General features: G+C 26.3%; 15 protein-coding genes and 3 pseudogenes. 16 read left to right on the top strand and 2 right to left on the bottom strand.

Annotation, left to right across the window (positions count from 1 at the left end):
- Nucleotides 1–484: 484 nt before the first annotated feature.
- The 12 genes and pseudogenes from spo0A to CLSA_RS22120 all read left to right on the top strand — a co-directional run bounded on the left by spo0A (nucleotide 485) and on the right by CLSA_RS22120 (nucleotide 11,544).
- Entirely contained in the window at nucleotides 485–1,309 is an 825-nt protein-coding gene (spo0A, locus tag CLSA_RS12910) for a sporulation transcription factor Spo0A (protein ID WP_022746797.1), read from the top strand.
- Nucleotides 1,310–1,456: 147 nt separating this feature from the next.
- On the top strand, nucleotides 1,457–2,470 hold the full coding sequence (locus tag CLSA_RS12905) for a tyrosine-type recombinase/integrase (RefSeq protein ID WP_022746796.1): 1,014 nt from the start codon (nucleotides 1,457–1,459) through the stop codon (nucleotides 2,468–2,470).
- 181 nt (nucleotides 2,471–2,651) lie between these two features.
- A pseudogene (locus tag CLSA_RS24030) lies at nucleotides 2,652–2,951 on the top strand (helix-turn-helix domain-containing protein); the annotation flags it as partial.
- Between the two features lie 479 nt (nucleotides 2,952–3,430).
- A complete protein-coding gene (locus tag CLSA_RS24025) occupies nucleotides 3,431–5,758 on the top strand; it encodes a YecA family protein (protein WP_041716270.1) in 2,328 nt (775 codons plus the stop codon).
- A gap of 75 nt (nucleotides 5,759–5,833) precedes the next feature.
- Nucleotides 5,834–6,460, top strand: a complete 627-nt coding sequence (locus CLSA_RS12890) for a hypothetical protein (protein WP_022746793.1) — start codon at nucleotides 5,834–5,836, stop codon at nucleotides 6,458–6,460.
- Between the two features lie 155 nt (nucleotides 6,461–6,615).
- Nucleotides 6,616–7,056: pseudogene (locus CLSA_RS12885) on the top strand (transposase zinc-binding domain-containing protein); the annotation flags it as partial.
- A 109-nt stretch (nucleotides 7,057–7,165) separates the two neighbouring features.
- Nucleotides 7,166–7,297, top strand: coding sequence for a hypothetical protein (locus CLSA_RS24345; protein WP_022746791.1), 132 nt, complete (start codon nucleotides 7,166–7,168; stop codon nucleotides 7,295–7,297).
- 84 nt (nucleotides 7,298–7,381) lie between these two features.
- Complete coding sequence (locus CLSA_RS12880) at nucleotides 7,382–8,608, top strand: IS256 family transposase (RefSeq protein WP_022746790.1); 1,227 nt, start codon at nucleotides 7,382–7,384, stop codon at nucleotides 8,606–8,608.
- A 131-nt stretch (nucleotides 8,609–8,739) separates the two neighbouring features.
- Nucleotides 8,740–9,804 (top strand): IS4 family transposase, encoded by a 1,065-nt coding sequence (locus tag CLSA_RS12875; protein WP_064530701.1) that lies wholly within the window; start codon nucleotides 8,740–8,742, stop codon nucleotides 9,802–9,804.
- A 22-nt stretch (nucleotides 9,805–9,826) separates the two neighbouring features.
- Nucleotides 9,827–10,407, top strand: a pseudogene (locus CLSA_RS24595) (IS91 family transposase); the annotation flags it as partial.
- Nucleotides 10,408–10,422: 15 nt separating this feature from the next.
- Nucleotides 10,423–10,617 carry a hypothetical protein gene (locus CLSA_RS12865; RefSeq protein ID WP_022746787.1) on the top strand — a complete coding sequence of 65 codons (195 nt, stop codon included), beginning with the start codon at nucleotides 10,423–10,425 and terminating at the stop codon, nucleotides 10,615–10,617.
- A 183-nt stretch (nucleotides 10,618–10,800) separates the two neighbouring features.
- Nucleotides 10,801–11,544 (top strand): hypothetical protein, encoded by a 744-nt coding sequence (locus CLSA_RS22120; RefSeq protein WP_022746786.1) that lies wholly within the window; start codon nucleotides 10,801–10,803, stop codon nucleotides 11,542–11,544.
- Nucleotides 11,545–11,859: 315 nt separating this feature from the next.
- Here CLSA_RS22120 and CLSA_RS12855 read toward each other — a convergent pair whose 3' ends face one another.
- Nucleotides 11,860–12,048, bottom strand: a complete 189-nt coding sequence (locus CLSA_RS12855; RefSeq protein ID WP_022746785.1) for a hypothetical protein — start codon at nucleotides 12,046–12,048, stop codon at nucleotides 11,860–11,862.
- A 430-nt stretch (nucleotides 12,049–12,478) separates the two neighbouring features.
- Here CLSA_RS12855 and CLSA_RS12850 point away from each other — a divergent pair, with 430 nt between their 5' ends.
- The 3 genes from CLSA_RS12850 (at nucleotide 12,479) to CLSA_RS12840 (ending at nucleotide 14,258) form a co-directional block, all read left to right on the top strand.
- Entirely contained in the window at nucleotides 12,479–12,790 is a 312-nt protein-coding gene (locus CLSA_RS12850) for a hypothetical protein (protein ID WP_022746784.1), read from the top strand.
- Between the two features lie 284 nt (nucleotides 12,791–13,074).
- Complete coding sequence (locus CLSA_RS12845) at nucleotides 13,075–13,278, top strand: hypothetical protein (protein WP_041716268.1); 204 nt, start codon at nucleotides 13,075–13,077, stop codon at nucleotides 13,276–13,278.
- Between the two features lie 371 nt (nucleotides 13,279–13,649).
- A complete protein-coding gene (locus tag CLSA_RS12840; protein WP_022746782.1) occupies nucleotides 13,650–14,258 on the top strand; it encodes a thioester domain-containing protein in 609 nt (202 codons plus the stop codon).
- A 176-nt stretch (nucleotides 14,259–14,434) separates the two neighbouring features.
- Here CLSA_RS12840 and CLSA_RS23465 read toward each other — a convergent pair whose 3' ends face one another.
- The gene (locus tag CLSA_RS23465) at nucleotides 14,435–14,578 is read right to left on the bottom strand and encodes a hypothetical protein (RefSeq protein ID WP_169729029.1); all 144 of its coding nucleotides are present in this window, start codon (nucleotides 14,576–14,578) and stop codon (nucleotides 14,435–14,437) included.
- Between the two features lie 250 nt (nucleotides 14,579–14,828).
- Here CLSA_RS23465 and uraA point away from each other — a divergent pair, with 250 nt between their 5' ends.
- Complete coding sequence (gene uraA / locus CLSA_RS12835; protein WP_022746780.1) at nucleotides 14,829–16,127, top strand: uracil permease; 1,299 nt, start codon at nucleotides 14,829–14,831, stop codon at nucleotides 16,125–16,127.
- The last annotated feature ends 565 nt before the right edge of the window (nucleotides 16,128–16,692 follow it).

Genomic DNA, 16,692 nt, shown 5'->3' with positions numbered 1-16,692 from the left:
TAAAATTAAGCAATTCTTCTATTCTTTATTTATTTAAAAACTATATTGAAATTCCAATGCTATTTTTTTATATTTTAAAAAAGTATTATATATATTGTAGAAAAAGAGTTATAATTATATAATAAATATATATTAACTTAATTCTTGATAAATAAGGAAAATTGAATATACAATTTATTCCATAAAAATACTTTTTAAGTATTTTTAAATAAAGTATTTACTTATTCCAAAAAAAAGTGTATAATTTACAAATAGTGGAAGATAAATACATTATAACAAATAAACTTATAAAATACTTTTACAAAAGAATATATCATACGAGATTATAGTTCAAGTATACATACCCTAATGATAAAAAGATTTTACATAAAAATCTAGATATCTTATAAAATATTAATTAATTATATGATTTCCGATATTATATGGTTATAGGGGTCAAAAGTAGATATACAATAATGCAAGAGTGGATAAAGGAGAGAAAAAAATGGAAGATTCAAAAATATCTGTATTAATTGCTGACGACAATAAGGAATTTTGCAGCATTTTAAATGATTATTTACTAAACCAAAGGGATATTGTTGTAACAGGGATTGCAAAGGATGGAAGAGAAGCTTTAGATTTAATAGTTGAGAGAAAACCTGATTTAGTTATTCTTGATATTATTATGCCACATTTAGATGGATTAGGAGTTCTTGAAAAATTAAATACAATGGACTTGGAGAAAGTTCCAAGAATAATTATTTTATCAGCAGTTGGTCAAGACAAAATTACACAACAAGCTATAACATTAGGAGCTGATTATTACACAGTTAAACCATTTGATATGGAAGTATTTACTAAGAGAATAAGAGAGATGTTTAACAGTGCTCCAACATCAGTACCACAAGCTAGTGTAAGAGTATCATATCCAACATCATCAATAATGTCTTCAACTGAAACTAGAACAAAGGCACCTATAGATTTAGAAACTGAAATTACAAGCATCATTCATGAAATCGGTGTACCTGCACATATTAAAGGATATATGTACTTAAGAGAAGCTATTACAATGGTAGTAAACGATATGGAATTATTATCAGCAGTAACAAAGGAATTATATCCATCAATAGCTAAAAAGTACAATACAACAGCTTCAAGAGTAGAAAGAGCAATAAGACATGCTATAGAAGTAGCTTGGGGAAGAGGTCAAATAGAAGCTATTAATAAGCTATTTGGATATACTATTCACAATGATAAGGGCAAGCCTACAAATAGTGAATTTATAGCTATTATAGCTGATAAATTAAGACTTAAGAACAAAGTTTCTTAATCGCAGTAATAGAGCCAAAGTTTGAATTTGATAAGCCAACAAACTACTCAAAAGTAGTCCTGGAATTATAATTTCAAGCCAATAAATATAAAGAATATAAGACCTCTAATATATTGAGTTTATTTCAATATAGTGGAGGTTATTTTTATGCCCAAAATTAGTAAAAATAAAAAATCAATTGATGATGTTATTGTAGATTATTTAGAATTTTGTTCTTATAAGAATCTAACAATAAAAACTATAAAATCATATCATCAAACTCTTATGTTATTTTCTCAATATTTAAAAGAAGAAAAAGAAATTGATGATATAAAGAAAATTACTAAAGAGATTGTAGAAGAATATATTCAATTTACAAAAGATAGGGGGAAATCTTCATTTACTTATACGGAAGAAGGCTCAAAGAAAGCTAATATTGATAAAAGAACTCATATAGGAAAAGAAGTATCTAATGGAACATTAAATAATTATTTGAGGAATATAAAAGCTTTTGCAAGTTATTTAGAAGAAAAAAATATTTCAAAAAATACAAGAATACATGAATGTAAATTTGTAAAAATAGAAAGAAAAGCAAAAGAACAATTAACTGATGAAGAATATAAGAAGTTAATAAAATGTTTAGATTGTAGTAAATTTCATGAATTTAGAGATTATACAGTTATTAATTTGATTTTTGATACTGGAATGCGTTTATCCGAAACATTACATTTGACTATTAATGATATTGATATTGTAAGAAGAATAATTTTGATACCTGCTGATATAACGAAAGGAAGAAAAGATAGAGTGGTTTTCTTTAGTATTAATATGACTAAATTATTACAAAGATGGCTCAAGTTTAAAGATACAATGCAAGAAAATGAATTATTATTTCCAACTCAAAGAACTAATGGAATAATATCGAATCCTAATTTTGAAAGGAATTTTAGGGGATATTTGAAAAAAACAAATATTAATAAAGCAATTACACCACATGGATTAAGAAATAATTTTGCAAGGAGATTTCTTTTAAATGGTGGAAATTTATTAATATTGTCTAAAATTTTAGGTCATTCAAGTGTAACAGTTACTGAAAAAGCATATTTAGATTTACAAGATGAAGATTTAAGAAAAAAATATCAAAAGTATTCACCACTTGAAAACATGAAAAATAAATATTAATTATTATATTTACTTAGTATAAATGATTGACTAGGGTAGTATTCAGTTTTTACCCAATAAAGAACTATATACAAAGAACTCATACAAAGCAATTTCATGTGCATAAAATTTTTTTGCTAGTTGACACTGAAAAATTAGCATCTTAGTATAAATATACAAAAACAAAGGAGGTGAAATCAAAATGATAAACAACAATTATTTTAAAATACCTAATGATGTTTTTTCTCTAAATTTAAAACCTAATCAATTTGTAGTATTAGCATATTTATTAAGACATACTAATAACAATTCAAAAGCTTTTCCGAGCTATCAAACTATTGCTGATAACTGCAATATAACAAGAGTGACAGTAATTAATGTTGTAAAACAATTAATTGAACAGGAGTTAATTATTAAAGAAATAAGAAAAATACCACCTAGCGAGGATAACAAAGTTTCAAATGAAACTAATGTATATAGCATTACAGAGAAAGTTTTTAAAAATTGTAAAGAAGAAAGCCTACTAAATGACAGTAATGGAGTAATTCCATTAAAGGGACAAACTCATATAAAGGATTTTAGTAATAGTAAAATTAATTCATCTAGATCAAAATTAAAATTTAACAATTTTGAACCAAGGGAATATGATTATGATGATTTAGAAAGGAAATTATTAGGGTGGGATTAGAAGAAAAAGATTATTATATAGAAAAGAAAGCATACCTAAATGGCATACTTCCTAACTAGCAATTAAAGTGTACCATTTTGGAAAGTAAAATACAATATTTATAAGTATTTGATTTAATATATAAAAGACATTGGTAGAATATTATGATGTTATCGATGTCTTTTTTATAAGTTTCAATTATATGTTATAATTAGAAAAGACATGATTGAAATGAGGTGATATTATTGTCTAAAAAAATAAATAATTATTAATCTTTGGCAGGGGGTCCTATTCAAGTTGAAAGAAATGGACGAATGATATCTATAAAAAACAATGCTACTGCAGAAGAATATAATAATTTTATAGATGGTCTAGCAAATGGGTATGAATCATATGTACAAGAAATTAATAATTTAATTAATGAAATAAAACAGTGTATTTCAAAATGTAATCCATTAGAATTATTAAAATATGCATATCATAATTTTTTTATGTCTATTTTAGGAATTACATCTGAAGTGCAACAAACGAAAGAACAAGTATATATGGGAAGAGAAATTGAATATATACAAAGTGTATTAGTATCAAGTGAAAGTTACTATGATTTTAGTGTACCTCCAAATGACGACTCTAAAACATTTTATTGTATTTCTGAAAAAATACAAAAACTATATACTTTAGTTGAACGATACTGTATCTTTCATACAGCAAAAATAAAAAAAGAAAAAAATATAGAGTTAGATTTAGAAAAAGAAAAGTTTTTGGTAGAAGCTCAATTAAGTGTATTTGTGCGTGGTGATAGGTATTCTGTATACGAAATACCAACTATAAGAACATTATTACAACCACATAATGATGAATTTATAAAACAATATAATATATCAGTTGATGATTTTGTTAAAGGATTAGAAAGCATAAAAAAGTCTTTAACTCATGGGGTAATGGATACAATGGGTATATTAAATTCGTTGCATGAAGATTTTAAAACATCGATGAGGGAAGAAACAGGAGATATTCGTGAAAAATATAATAACCATATAGAAGCAGATGAAAAATTATCAGAAAGAAAAGAGAAGTTTATTGAAAACTTTTGTGGCTATGGATTATTTGATTTAACTAAATTAACAAACTGGCCCAAGAAGTTACTTGAAGATTTATCTTTTTCACTAAATGAAAATAAAAGATTTTATGAAGATGATTTGTATGGAGGGTGGCCATTAGTTGAATTGCCAGTTTATGAGAGACCATTTATAAATGTTAATGATAGTTTTTATTGTTTTGATTATTATAATCTGTTTGACAATATATATAGAGTTATACAAAAGTTAATTAAAAGGGTAGACCCTTTGTATGCACAAAAATGGAATAAAAGACAGATGGAAATAACAGAAAGTATGGTTGGGGATTTATTTAAAAAAGTTCTACCAGGATGTACTCTATATGAATCAAATTATTATCCTAAAAATAAATCACTAAAAGATTGCGCAGAAAATGATTTAATAGTTATTTATGATGACAATATTATAATAGTAGAAGTTAAAGGCGGGTCTTACACATATAGGTCGCCAATACTTGATATAGAATCTCATATAAAATCATTGGAAACACTAGTTGGTGCAGCAGATAGTCAAGCAGAAAGAACATTAACATATCTTAAGTCTGCTGAAAATGTAAAACTATATGATAGTAAAAAAAAGGAAAAGTGTAATATATCAATAAATGACTTTGAAGAAGTAACCTTAATGTGTGTAACTTTAGATAATTTTAATGAATTTGCAGCCAAAATTGAGAAGTTAAACTTCATGAGCTTAAATAAAAATACAATAGCCTTATCTATAGATGATTTTAGGGTTTATACCGATTATTTTGATTCTCCATTGACTTTTTTACATTATTTAAAAGAGAGGAAATTAGTAACACGAAATAAAGCCTTAAATTTAAATGATGAATTAGATCATTTAGGAATGTATATAAAACATAATATATATTCAGATATGTATAGTAACGAAAATTATAACTATGTTAATATGTATGGTTATAGAGAAGAAATTGATAAGTATTTTAATTCATTGGACAATGAGAGTATTCACATAGATAAACCTGTCCAAAATATTCCAGGGGAGTTTCTTGAAATTATCAACTTCTTGGATAAATCTAAATTAGTTGGAAGAAGAAAGCTATCATCGTTTTTATTAAATTTTGCTGAAGATGCAAAGTTCCAATTGGTTGAGGGAATCAAGAGAATGTTAAAAAGGCAAAAGGAAATTAATAGAATGACACAATTAAGTTTAATGGGAGAAATTCCTATGAGTTTGTTTTGTCATCAGCCAAGTATTTCTGATATGCCAGAAGAAGAATGCAGGGAATATACGATGGCAACAATGTTAAAAGCGAAAGATAAATTTAGATTAGAATTACATTTATTTTATGATAATAATAATGTGTTAATTGATTTGAAATTTAAATTTCATCAATATGAGGATATACCAGACGAGCAAATAGGTCAATTAAAACAAGTGGGAGATAAGATTGTTTTATCAAGAATAGAAAACTTTAAAAAGGTTAAAGGTAAAAAAATAGGAAGAAATGACCCTTGTCCATGTGGAAGTGGTAAAAAATATAAAAAGTGTTGTGGTAAATAAAAATAATATTTTAATTAAATACTGAATTGATAATAGAGTATAAGTAACCAAAGTAATTTTGGAGGAGATAGGTATATGGCAAAGGTTTGGGAGATAGTACTTGCTATTTTAACCAGTATTGGTGGTATTGGAGGATTAATAATTATTATTGTCAAGTTCTCATCTAATATTATTGCTAAAAGATTAGAAGAAAAATATAAGTTGACTTTGAATGAAGAACTGGAAAAATATAAGTCTATATTAAATAATAAAACATATATAAGCAAAACTAAATTTGATACAGAGTTTTCTATATATAGAGAGTTGTCTAAAGCATATTCGGAAGCAGTTAAAGATATTAGTATTTTGATTCCTTCAGGTATGGCGAAATATCCAGTAGATGAGGAAAAAAGAAAAGAATATGAAAATAAACTATATAAAACAGCTTTTAGTTCTATTGTTAAAGCTCAAGATACATTGAGTGAAAATGTTCCATTTATTTCTTGTGAGATGTATGAACAATATAATGAAATATTAAAGCTTTGCCAAATACAAATAAATGTCTTTGAAGACAGATGGAATGTTTATTATTTAGCTTCACAAGAAGAAAAAGAAAGTTTTTCTATGAATGACTATAATCGTACAAGTGAAATTAATCAAAAGTTCAAAAAACTCAATGAAAATATAAGGGAGTATTTATCTACTCTTGATGTATTAGATTAAAGATAATATATGACTTATATGTTAATATTAAAAGATTACCTAGGTGTTTGTTAACCTAGGTGATTTTTTTAATGTCTAGGAAAGTATAAAAATTGCGACCGCTGAAAGCGCGGTGTAGACTTGCATTAGGAAAATATATGTGGTAAATTGATGAAATGATTAAGAGTAAATTAAGAAGAATATTAGAAGAAATTTGGAACGAATTTTATAAAAAATATAAAAATAGAATTAGACCTAGTGTTATTGCAGAAGTAAAAAAAGTTATGAAATGCAAGGATATAAGTAATGGCTACATTGAATTAAAATGTCATGATTGTGGTGAAATAAAGAAAGTTGGTTTTACGTGTAAAAGTAGATTTTGTACATCATGTGGTAAGATTTATGTTGATAATTGGGTAAATGGAATGCTAGGAAAACTAATAAATGTAAAGCATAGGCACATAGTATTCACAATTCCAGAGGAACTTAGAAATTATTTTGGAAGAGAAAGAGATAGATTGAAGTTACTTCCGCAATGCGCAGCTAAAGCTGTTACGAGCTGGATGTTTGATCAAAATAAAAAAGAAGAATTTAGCCCTGGAATTATATCAGTAATACCATAAGTGTTGATTAACCAAAAAATAGAAATAAAAATATATAAAAAATGAGAGCATTCTATAGTAAAATTAAAGTGCGAACCAAAATAATGCTAAGGAGAATGCCCTCATGAAAAATATTACCACTATATTTGATATATTTCAAACATTTTTAACTGATGAAGAAGTAAAAAAAGTAAGTGAAAGCTTAGGATATATAGATATCGCAAGAAAATTCGGGGATGTAGCTAGATTTGTGTAAAACAAATCTACTACATTCTTTTTTTGTATTGTTTGATGGTAGATTTGGAATAATATACTTGAAAATAATAAGGGAGGATTCCAAATGAAAGTACCAGATATTAATTATCAAGAAGAAATTAAAAAGTGTAAAAGCATGGATGATGTTGTAGGTAAGAATGGATTGATGCAAAAGCTATTAAAAGATGTTATGCAACAATTGCTTGAAGCGGAAATGGATGAACATTTAGGCAGAGAGAAGTATGAAAGAGCCGATAACGAAAGTGAAAAGAATTATCGAAATGGTTATTCTAAAAAAGATGTTAGAAGTAGTTACGGGAAGGTACCTTTAGATATTCCACGAGACAGAAAATCAGAGTTTGAGCCAAGAGCAATTCGAAAGTATGAAACAGAATGTAGTGAACTGGATAAAAAAATAATTGGTTTGTATGCACGTGGAATGTCTACAAGAGATATTCAATCCGAACTCGAAGAGCTCTATGGTATAGATGTCTCTCCATCAATGATATCGAAAATAACAGATAAAGTGATGGACGCAGCAGCAGAATGGCAAAACAGAATGTTAGACCCAGTATATCCTATAGTATATATGGATGCGGTTCATTTTAAGGTAAGAGATGAACATAGAATTGTTTCTAAAGCAGCATATATTTGTATGGGAGTTGATATGAATGGCTATAAAGATATTTTAGGAATTTGGATAGGCGAAGCTGAAGGTGCAAAATTTTGGTTAAGTGTATGCAATGATTTAAATAATCGTGGCGTTAAAGACATCTTAATTGCATGTATGGATGGATTAAGAGGCTTACCAGACGCAATTAGAGCTGTTTTTCCAAAGGTATGTATTCAAAATTGTATAATACATCAAATAAGAAATTCGATAAAATATGTCTCTTATAAAAACAGAAAAGAATTTATGAAAGATTTGAAGCTTGTTTATAAAGCAGATACAGAGGAAATTGCGCTAGCGCAGCTCGATGAGTTGAAGAAAAAATGGGATAATCTTTATGATTCTGTAGTGGATTCATGGTATGAAAACTGGGATAAATTATCTACATATTTTTCTTATACTAAAGAAATTAGAAAGATGATTTATACTACCAATACACTTGAAGGTTTTAATAGGCAACTAAGAAAATTCACTAAGATTAGAACTGTATTTCCAACTGATGATTCATTACGAAAGTCATTGTATTTAGCAACAGATCAAGTTATGAAAAAATGGACTTCACCACTTCCAAACTGGGGTGTTACACTTTTAAAATTTGAAATAATGTTTAAAGAAAGAATCAACGAAGCGTTAGCTGTATAGTTTGTCCATTTTATGAAATTATGCATATATTATCTTTTTTGGCACAAACTAAAAATATAATAATATCCAGTTTTAGTATTTCAAAAGAAAGATAAAAATATAACTGGAAATAAAATTTCCAGTTATATAACATATCAAATATTCAATTTACACAAGTTATTCTACATTCTCGAAAATTCACGTTATATGATCTAGTTAAATTTTTTATAGCAGCAGCTACTAATGAATATAAAAGTTATAGACATGGCGTTGAAAATATGGAAGCTGATGGACTAACTCTTGTAGATTATTCAACTATTTCTAAAAAAGCAACTGATGTAAATTATGAAATTTCGAAAACTTTATTTGAAATTATTATATCTAAATGTAATCGTCAAATGCGAAGAATTTTAAATTTACCAAAACAACTGGTAGCTATTGATTCAACTACCGTGACCGTAGGTGAGAATCGTCTTAAATGGGCAAAATTTAAAGGTGAAAAATCAGGAATAAAACTTCATGTAGCTCTAAATATTAGTAACTGTACACCTCAAAAAGTTGTTGAAACTATTGCGAAAAAGCATGATGGACCTATAGGTGAAGAGTTAGTAGACGTAAATTCTATTTTAGTTGAAGATAGAGCCTATGGAAAGCATCAAAGATTTGATATGTTCAAAGAAATAGATCAATCTTTTGTTATAAGAATAAAAAATAATATAATACTCTCACAATCAAGAAAATTAAAAAGTTTTGTAGAAGAAAATTCTTCTGTAGTTCAAGATATGACTTGCTATTTAGGTACAAAAACTAAAAAAACTCAAAATAGATTTAGAGTAGTTGAATTTACTGATTATCATGGTAAATCAGTAAAAGTTTGTACTGACCTAATGGATGTTACTCCAGAAAAAATCGCGAATATATATAAAGAACGTTGGAAAATTGAGACTTTTTTTAAATTTATAAAACAAAATTTAAATGTAAAGAGATTGTTTGGAACAACTGAAAATGCTGTATATAATCAACTTTTTATATCACTAATAACATATGTTTTGCTTAATTTTACTTACGTTGAAACGAATAAAAATTTAAAATACGTGAAATTATCATTAGTTCAATTTATAAGAAAACTTATTAACAATACGCATAAGGTTGAAGTCTATGTATCTATTAACTTATTTTTGAACAACATGAAAAATAAGTTAATAGATTGGAGTTAAAAATTGATTAATCAACACTTATGCAGTAATACATACTTTTGGCCGAGATTTGAAATGGAATCCTCATGTACATATGATGGTTACAGAAGGCGGAAAGGGAAAAGTAACGATATGGAGAAGTTTTAAATATTTTTCATATGAAGCATTAAGAAAGAGGTGGCAAAAAATATTATTAGATGAAATAATAAAAAGAGAAGGAAATAAGGATAGTTTTAGACGATTAAAGAACAAGATATATAAAATAATAAAGATGGTTTCTATGTTCATGCTAAAAATGAAATAAAATCAGCAAAGATAGCAGCAAAATATATTAGTAGATATGTTGGGCGTCCTGCGATAGCAGAATCAAGAATAATTGCATATGACAGTAAAAGTGTAACATTTAAATATAAAAGACATGAAGATAATAAAGAAGTAATAGAAAAAGTACCAGTCTTTGAGTTTATAAAAAAAGTTATATACAAATACCAGATAAGAACTTTAAAATGGCTAGATACTTTGGTTTATATTCAAGAAGGAAAAGAAAAGCTAGAAAATATTCTGGAAATATATGAAATTGCAAAAGGCGTTCTATATGGTAAAATAAAGCCGACAACAACATAGTTGGAGGGATATTAAGTGGAAGATATAATATCATATAAATGCTTAAAATGTGGAATAACAGAAAATATACCTAGGGAGGTTGTAGAATACTTTTATGAGATGGATCAAAGTAACATAGATAAACGGCCTTGTTTCGCGTGGGAAAAATGTGGTGGCGTTATGAGAACTAAAGAATACAATGGGTTATATGGAAAAAATTACAATATATAATAAGGAAAACCATAGAGAAATACAAGTCTCTATGTTTTTTTGTTTAAGCTCCGAGTAATTTCTCCGAAGGAGCGTGCCGCAGGCACTTTGTTCTTTAGAGTGCAAATTTATCTAATTAAGATATTTAACCAAAGTATGAAGTTATGTATAATTATATAAAGGTAAGTTTAGGGAGGAATAATTATGAAAAAAATAAAATTAACAAAAGTAATAGCTAGCACATTAATGGTAGCTTCAATATTAGCATTGAATCCAATAAGGGCAAATGCAGAATGGCGGAAGGATTCAAAAGGCTGGTGGTATGCTGTTGGAAATTCATATTATAAAAATCAATGGAAGCAAATTGGAGGGGATTGGTACTATTTTGGTTATAATGGATATTTAGTACAAAATAGAATTGAAGATGGTTATTATTTAAATTCCGATGGTGCTTGGGCAACTGGTTCAGAAGAAATACAAGCCTACGCAAAGATATTAACGAATCCTAGGCTGCTAAAGGACAAATATGGTTTATCTATTCCTAATTCACTTATAAAAAGCAACACATCTTATAGTGCTGATATTGTAGATATAAATAAAGATGGAATTTATGAGGCGTTAGTTGGTAGTGAAACGAGCCATGCTGATGCGAAAACATCGGTTTTTACATATAAAAATGGTAATATACAATTTGCAGGAGATTTAGGAAATGACGTATACTATTCTGAAAAACAAAATGTTCTTTTAGGAAGCGTAATGTTTCAGGGGAATCAAAATGGTGGCGTTTATAAGCTAGAAGATGGTAAACTTATTAAAGTGCATTCATTTGAACTTATAAATAATCTCTTCAAAGAAAGTTATGTTATAGATGGAGAATCTGTAACTAAAGAACAGTCAAATAAATTTTTTGAACAGTATGGAGAAAATAACATGTATATAAGGAAATAAATATAGATTAGTTATTCAATAGTTAAAGATTATCTAAAGGTATAGTTTTGTCCTAACATTTCTAATGATAAATATGGTTTATTACACCTCCTACACATTATACAAAATACAACTAAGTTTAATATTATTCTTTGTAGTTACAGGAATGATAATTATAAATATGACTTAATATAATTTGATTTCATAACTTAACATTTATGATGTTAAAATATACAAAGAGAAGGCTTTATAATTTTTATTATTAAAAACTATAAAGCCTTCTTTTTATATATTGTTTTATTATCCATATTTATCTATCTCCAAATAGTATGAAATTTATGCGATTTTTTTCATGTTTACTTCTTTATTAATGCTCTTATTAATATTTTTTGAATCCATATTTTTAAGAACATTCCTTAAATGTGCAAATTCAGATGGTCTAATATTTGGATTTGCTAATGAATTATATATCATAGCTTTCTTTAAGTTTTCAGTACTAAATATTTCTTTAATAAATTTTATCATAATTGTTTCCTCCTTGAAATTTAATTTTCTATATTATTATAATATTCTTTTTTGGTGAAAATTTCAAAGGTTGGAAGTGACTGAAATCGTTGCAAGGTATGAATAAATAGTTAATAATATATGAATAAAATGTAAAAAATAATTGAAAACAATTGCATATTTTTATGAAAACGTATATAATTTTATGCTAATTTTCAAGAGTATACTTTTCTAATTGCTAAGGTTTATAACCGATAAGTATTAATAGCAGTAAAATCATAACGCAGTTTCAATACTTGTAATGATGTCAAAAGTTAGTATTATAATATTAGAAAAAATTATATTGGATTTTATAATATTAGATGTAATTAAATAATACTTCATTTATTAGAATGTTAGAAGGAATATACCAATTTTTGTATAATTAGTTATATGTAAGGTGGTGGTATATATGGATAGTAATAGAAACGAGATATCGAAATTATTAAAGGAAAGAACAGAATTATTATTTAGATTGAATGTAGAATATGGTAAGGGAAAAGGAGAAACGCAAGAGGCAAAAGATATATTATATAAAAAGAATAGCATAAGTAAAAAAATTAAAAAACTTGGTGGATACTTTAATGATATCTCGGAAGAATTATTTAATGAAGTAAAGAAAGATTTTTTAGATAAAACATTGGAGAAAATTGATAGAGATATAGCCGAACAAATATCTTACAATCAATTAGGTATACCAAGTAACTTAACTAGTGCAAAATAATGATAGTAGAAAGGACTCTAGAAATAGAGTTCTTTCATTATGCTAAAAATTAGTGTTTATAAATCATATACATTCATATATTAAAAAATGATATATGGATAGAGCTTAATATTTATTTAGAATTGAATTTGTTAGAAGTAATTTTAAGTAATAAAAAAATAGTGTCAGATTTTAAAAACAATTTACGAATTAATAATTAGGACACACTTAACAAAGTAAAAAGTAATAAAATTCAAATACTATTATAATTATTTAGGTTAAGCAATAACAAAGGAGAAAAGAAAATGGGAAATACATATGAAAGGGATATCATTAAGGCAATACTTGAGAGTAATCAGGAGACCATTATGGTATTTAAAAGTAAATTAATGAATTCACAAATTAATTCAATTAATATGATGGCAGGAGAATACAATAAAAAAATAATTTTTGGATCAATTAAGGAAATCTTATTTAATAAAAACAAAAAGATACTAGTGATTGAATAAGTTACAAACTATATTGATTGTATATAGAAAATAAATTTAATATATATGTTTCTATTATGTATATTTTATTTAATATTACACATAATAACTTTGAAAGAGGTGATTCTCATGGATAATGATTTTAATAATAATATTTTAGGATTACTCCGAAAATGATTTTAAAGTCCCCATAAGTACACTTGTTTCTGAATAAACCAGGGTTTAAAAATTAAACCCTGGTTTTATTTGTTTACAAGTAATGAATTTAACAATAAAATAGTTAGTTAAAAAATATTATTCCAATTAAATTTATAGCTTGGTAATTTATGAATATATATGATGATTCAAGCACAAACTATATTTAAATTAATATAAATGTAGGAGTGATTAGCGTGAATTTAAAAAAATTTATAAAGGTATTATGTTGCTTTATTATTTTCAATTTGCTAGGAAGTACTATTTTGGGTGCTGGTATGCCTGATACTGTTAAAATAATTACAGAGAAAGGAACTTTAAATAAAGTTCAATATGATGGCTACGATATTCAAGCAGAAAGAATAAGGATAGATGGAAGCAATGATATTGTGTATTGCTTAGAAATAAATAATAAATATCCATCAGGGCAAAGTTTTTCATTAAATGAAAAGCCAACTGATAAAGTTTCTAATGTTATTGCAGCTGGATATCCTAATAGATCCATTGCAGAATTAAATTTAGATAACGAAAATGATGCATATTTTGCAACTCAAGTTGCTATATGGGTTGCACATGAAGGCTATGATATCAATAAAATAAAAGGTGATAATTCTAAAATAGTTGAAGCAATAAAAAGTATATATAATGAGGGAATAAATAAAAAGTATGATAATAAAATACAAACGCAAGTTTATAAAACAAATGATGAATCAATTCAAGAAGTAATAGTTATATCATATGATGATTTAACAGCTGAAGAAAAAGCAGAGTCAGAACAAATGGAGTATCCTCCACAAGAAGGTTAATTTAAGAAGTTAAATTAGTTGAATATATTTGAAAAGTAAAAATTCACTCTAATTTTTAATGTTAAATTAGAGTGAACTATATTTTTATTAAATTTCAATACTAGTTAAGACTGATATTAAAAAATCAAAAGAACATATTTGTATTTTTATTGGAAAACATGTTTTTTGAATGTGCCTCAATGTTTTTGATTTATAGTAATATCCCTTCCTCTAGATACAACTTGATTCGGTGTATCTTCTTTTTCTATATATGATTTAACCTTGGATTGTGACATATTGCCTGTTTTTAAAATTAGCTTATCTTTTTTGCTTTTTGACAAATTAATCATCTCCTTTTTTATATTATTAGCGTTCTAATAATAGTTATACATATAATTTGCACATGGAAATATGTAACTTGAATTAAGGCATTAGCTTAAATTTAAGTTTTATTATTTACAATAAAATATTGATTAGTTGAAAAAAATAAAAAAAATACTATAAAATTATTGACGAACTATACGTATTTATGGTATCTTTTGAAAAGCATACTTTTAATTTAGTTCAGAGAAACTAAGAAGGGAGATCGGTATGATAAATAGTGATAAAATATTAGATAATGAAAATCAGTTTGTAGACGTTACAGAAAAGATTCCTTTAATGAGGGCAATTCCATTAAGTATTCAACATTTGTTTGCAATGTTTGGATCATCAGTTCTAGTTCCACTTATTTTTAAAGTTGACCCAACTACAGTTCTATTTTTTAATGGTATAGGTACATTATTATATGCGTTTATTACTCAAAAGAAGATTCCAGCATATTTAGGTTCAAGTTTTGCTTTTATAGCACCAGTATTATCATTATATAGTCAAGGATATGATTTCCAAACAATACAAGGTGGTTTTGTATTTGTAGGAATAGCTTTTACAGCAATAGCAATCATTGTAGGTTACACTGGAATGGGATGGGTGAATAAATTATTTCCACCAGCAGCAATGGGATCAATAATAACAATAATAGGCTTAGAGTTAGCTAGTAATGCTGCTGATATGGCCGGCTTTCCAGTAGGAGGAAGTAATACACAAACATTAAATGTAACATGGGTAATTGTCTCTATGGTAACTTTAATTACAGTGATTTTATGTAATGTGTTACTAAAAGGATTTTTGAAAGTTATACCAATACTTATAGGTATAGTAGTAGGATATATTACATCATATTTTATGGGATTAGTAGATTTTAGTACAGTAAATAATGCAAGCTTTTTTGTAGTACCAAATATAAAATTAGCTCATTTTGATATGAATGCAATACTTACAATACTGCCAGCTGCATTTGTAGTAATTGCTGAACATGTTGGACATTTAAAAGTTACTAGCAGCATTGTAGGAAAAGATTTAGCAACTGATCCAGGGTTACATAGATCTCTACTTGGAGACGGATTATCAACTATTATCTCTGGAATGTTTGGTTCAGTTCCTACAACAACTTATGGTGAGAATATAGGAGTTTTAGCATTAACAAAGGTGTATAGTGTATATGTAATTAGTGGTGCAGGATTAGTATCAATAATTTTAGGATTTTCAGGAAAAATATCAGCACTTATTAGTACAATCCCTACACCAGTTATAGGAGGAGTAAGTATTCTATTGTTTGGAACAATAGCAACTTCTGGTTTAAGAACTTTTATTGAAGAAAAGGTTGATTTTTCTAAGTCAAGAAATTTAATTCTTGCTTCAATAATATTTGTAGTAGGAATGAGTGGTATAAAATTAACTTTAGGAAATTTAGAGCTAAAAGGAATGGGATTAGCTACTATAGTGGCAATTGTGTTAAGCTTAAGTTTTATGATATTTGATAAATTAGGAATAATGAACGAAGAGGAATAAGAAAAAATACTCTACCTAAGCAGGTAGAGTATTTTTTATCTCTTAATATATAGTATGAAATTAAATTATACAACTATTAGTAGAATAAAAAAGGATGGTTTACTAGGGTGTAATAAACCATTCTCAAAATAGGTAAATAATATTTTGTAATAGGGATAAATAATTATGCTTTAACTACTTTACGAATATTATTATAAAATTAAAATGTGTCAAGATTATGACAATTTTGAAAACTAATATATAGAAATTATTTAATATTAAAGCATTTACATTGGTTTTAAAGTTAATCATTAACAATATGAGACTATATAATGAAAAATTATATTATGTAATAATAAAAGTTAGATATTTATCAATTTTTATATATTAAACTTTTCATAGTCCATATATATATTTAAGTAGAAATTTAGATATATATGTGGTATTTTTGCTTTTATAGATAAAAAAAATAGAAATGAAAAACTATTAAATTATAAATTTAAAGTTTATAATTTAACCAATAAATAATTTATTTACTAATATTACATAGTTATAGACAGGTTTATGAATAAAATGTAAATATTAA

Origin of the sequence: Clostridium saccharobutylicum DSM 13864, from assembly GCF_000473995.1 — a bacterium.
Classification (GTDB): domain Bacteria; phylum Bacillota; class Clostridia; order Clostridiales; family Clostridiaceae; genus Clostridium; species Clostridium saccharobutylicum.
This window is presented reverse-complemented; position numbering and strand designations above follow the sequence as displayed.

Excerpts from the sequence above, each read along its gene's own strand:
- spo0A (WP_022746797.1), top strand. The coding sequence starts at position 485 with ATGGAAGATTCAAAAATATCTGTATTAATTGCTGACGACAATAAGGAA.
- CLSA_RS12905 (WP_022746796.1), top strand. The coding sequence starts at position 1,457 with ATGCCCAAAATTAGTAAAAATAAAAAATCAATTGATGATGTTATTGTA.
- CLSA_RS24025 (WP_041716270.1), top strand. The coding sequence starts at position 3,431 with ATGATATCTATAAAAAACAATGCTACTGCAGAAGAATATAATAATTTT.
- CLSA_RS12890 (WP_022746793.1), top strand. The coding sequence starts at position 5,834 with ATGGCAAAGGTTTGGGAGATAGTACTTGCTATTTTAACCAGTATTGGT.
- CLSA_RS24345 (WP_022746791.1), top strand. The coding sequence starts at position 7,166 with ATGAAAAATATTACCACTATATTTGATATATTTCAAACATTTTTAACT.
- CLSA_RS12880 (WP_022746790.1), top strand. The coding sequence starts at position 7,382 with ATGAAAGTACCAGATATTAATTATCAAGAAGAAATTAAAAAGTGTAAA.
- CLSA_RS22120 (WP_022746786.1), top strand. The coding sequence starts at position 10,801 with ATGAAAAAAATAAAATTAACAAAAGTAATAGCTAGCACATTAATGGTA.
- CLSA_RS12855 (WP_022746785.1), bottom strand. The coding sequence starts at position 12,048 with ATGATAAAATTTATTAAAGAAATATTTAGTACTGAAAACTTAAAGAAA.
- CLSA_RS12850 (WP_022746784.1), top strand. The coding sequence starts at position 12,479 with ATGGATAGTAATAGAAACGAGATATCGAAATTATTAAAGGAAAGAACA.
- CLSA_RS12845 (WP_041716268.1), top strand. The coding sequence starts at position 13,075 with ATGGGAAATACATATGAAAGGGATATCATTAAGGCAATACTTGAGAGT.
- uraA (WP_022746780.1), top strand. The coding sequence starts at position 14,829 with ATGATAAATAGTGATAAAATATTAGATAATGAAAATCAGTTTGTAGAC.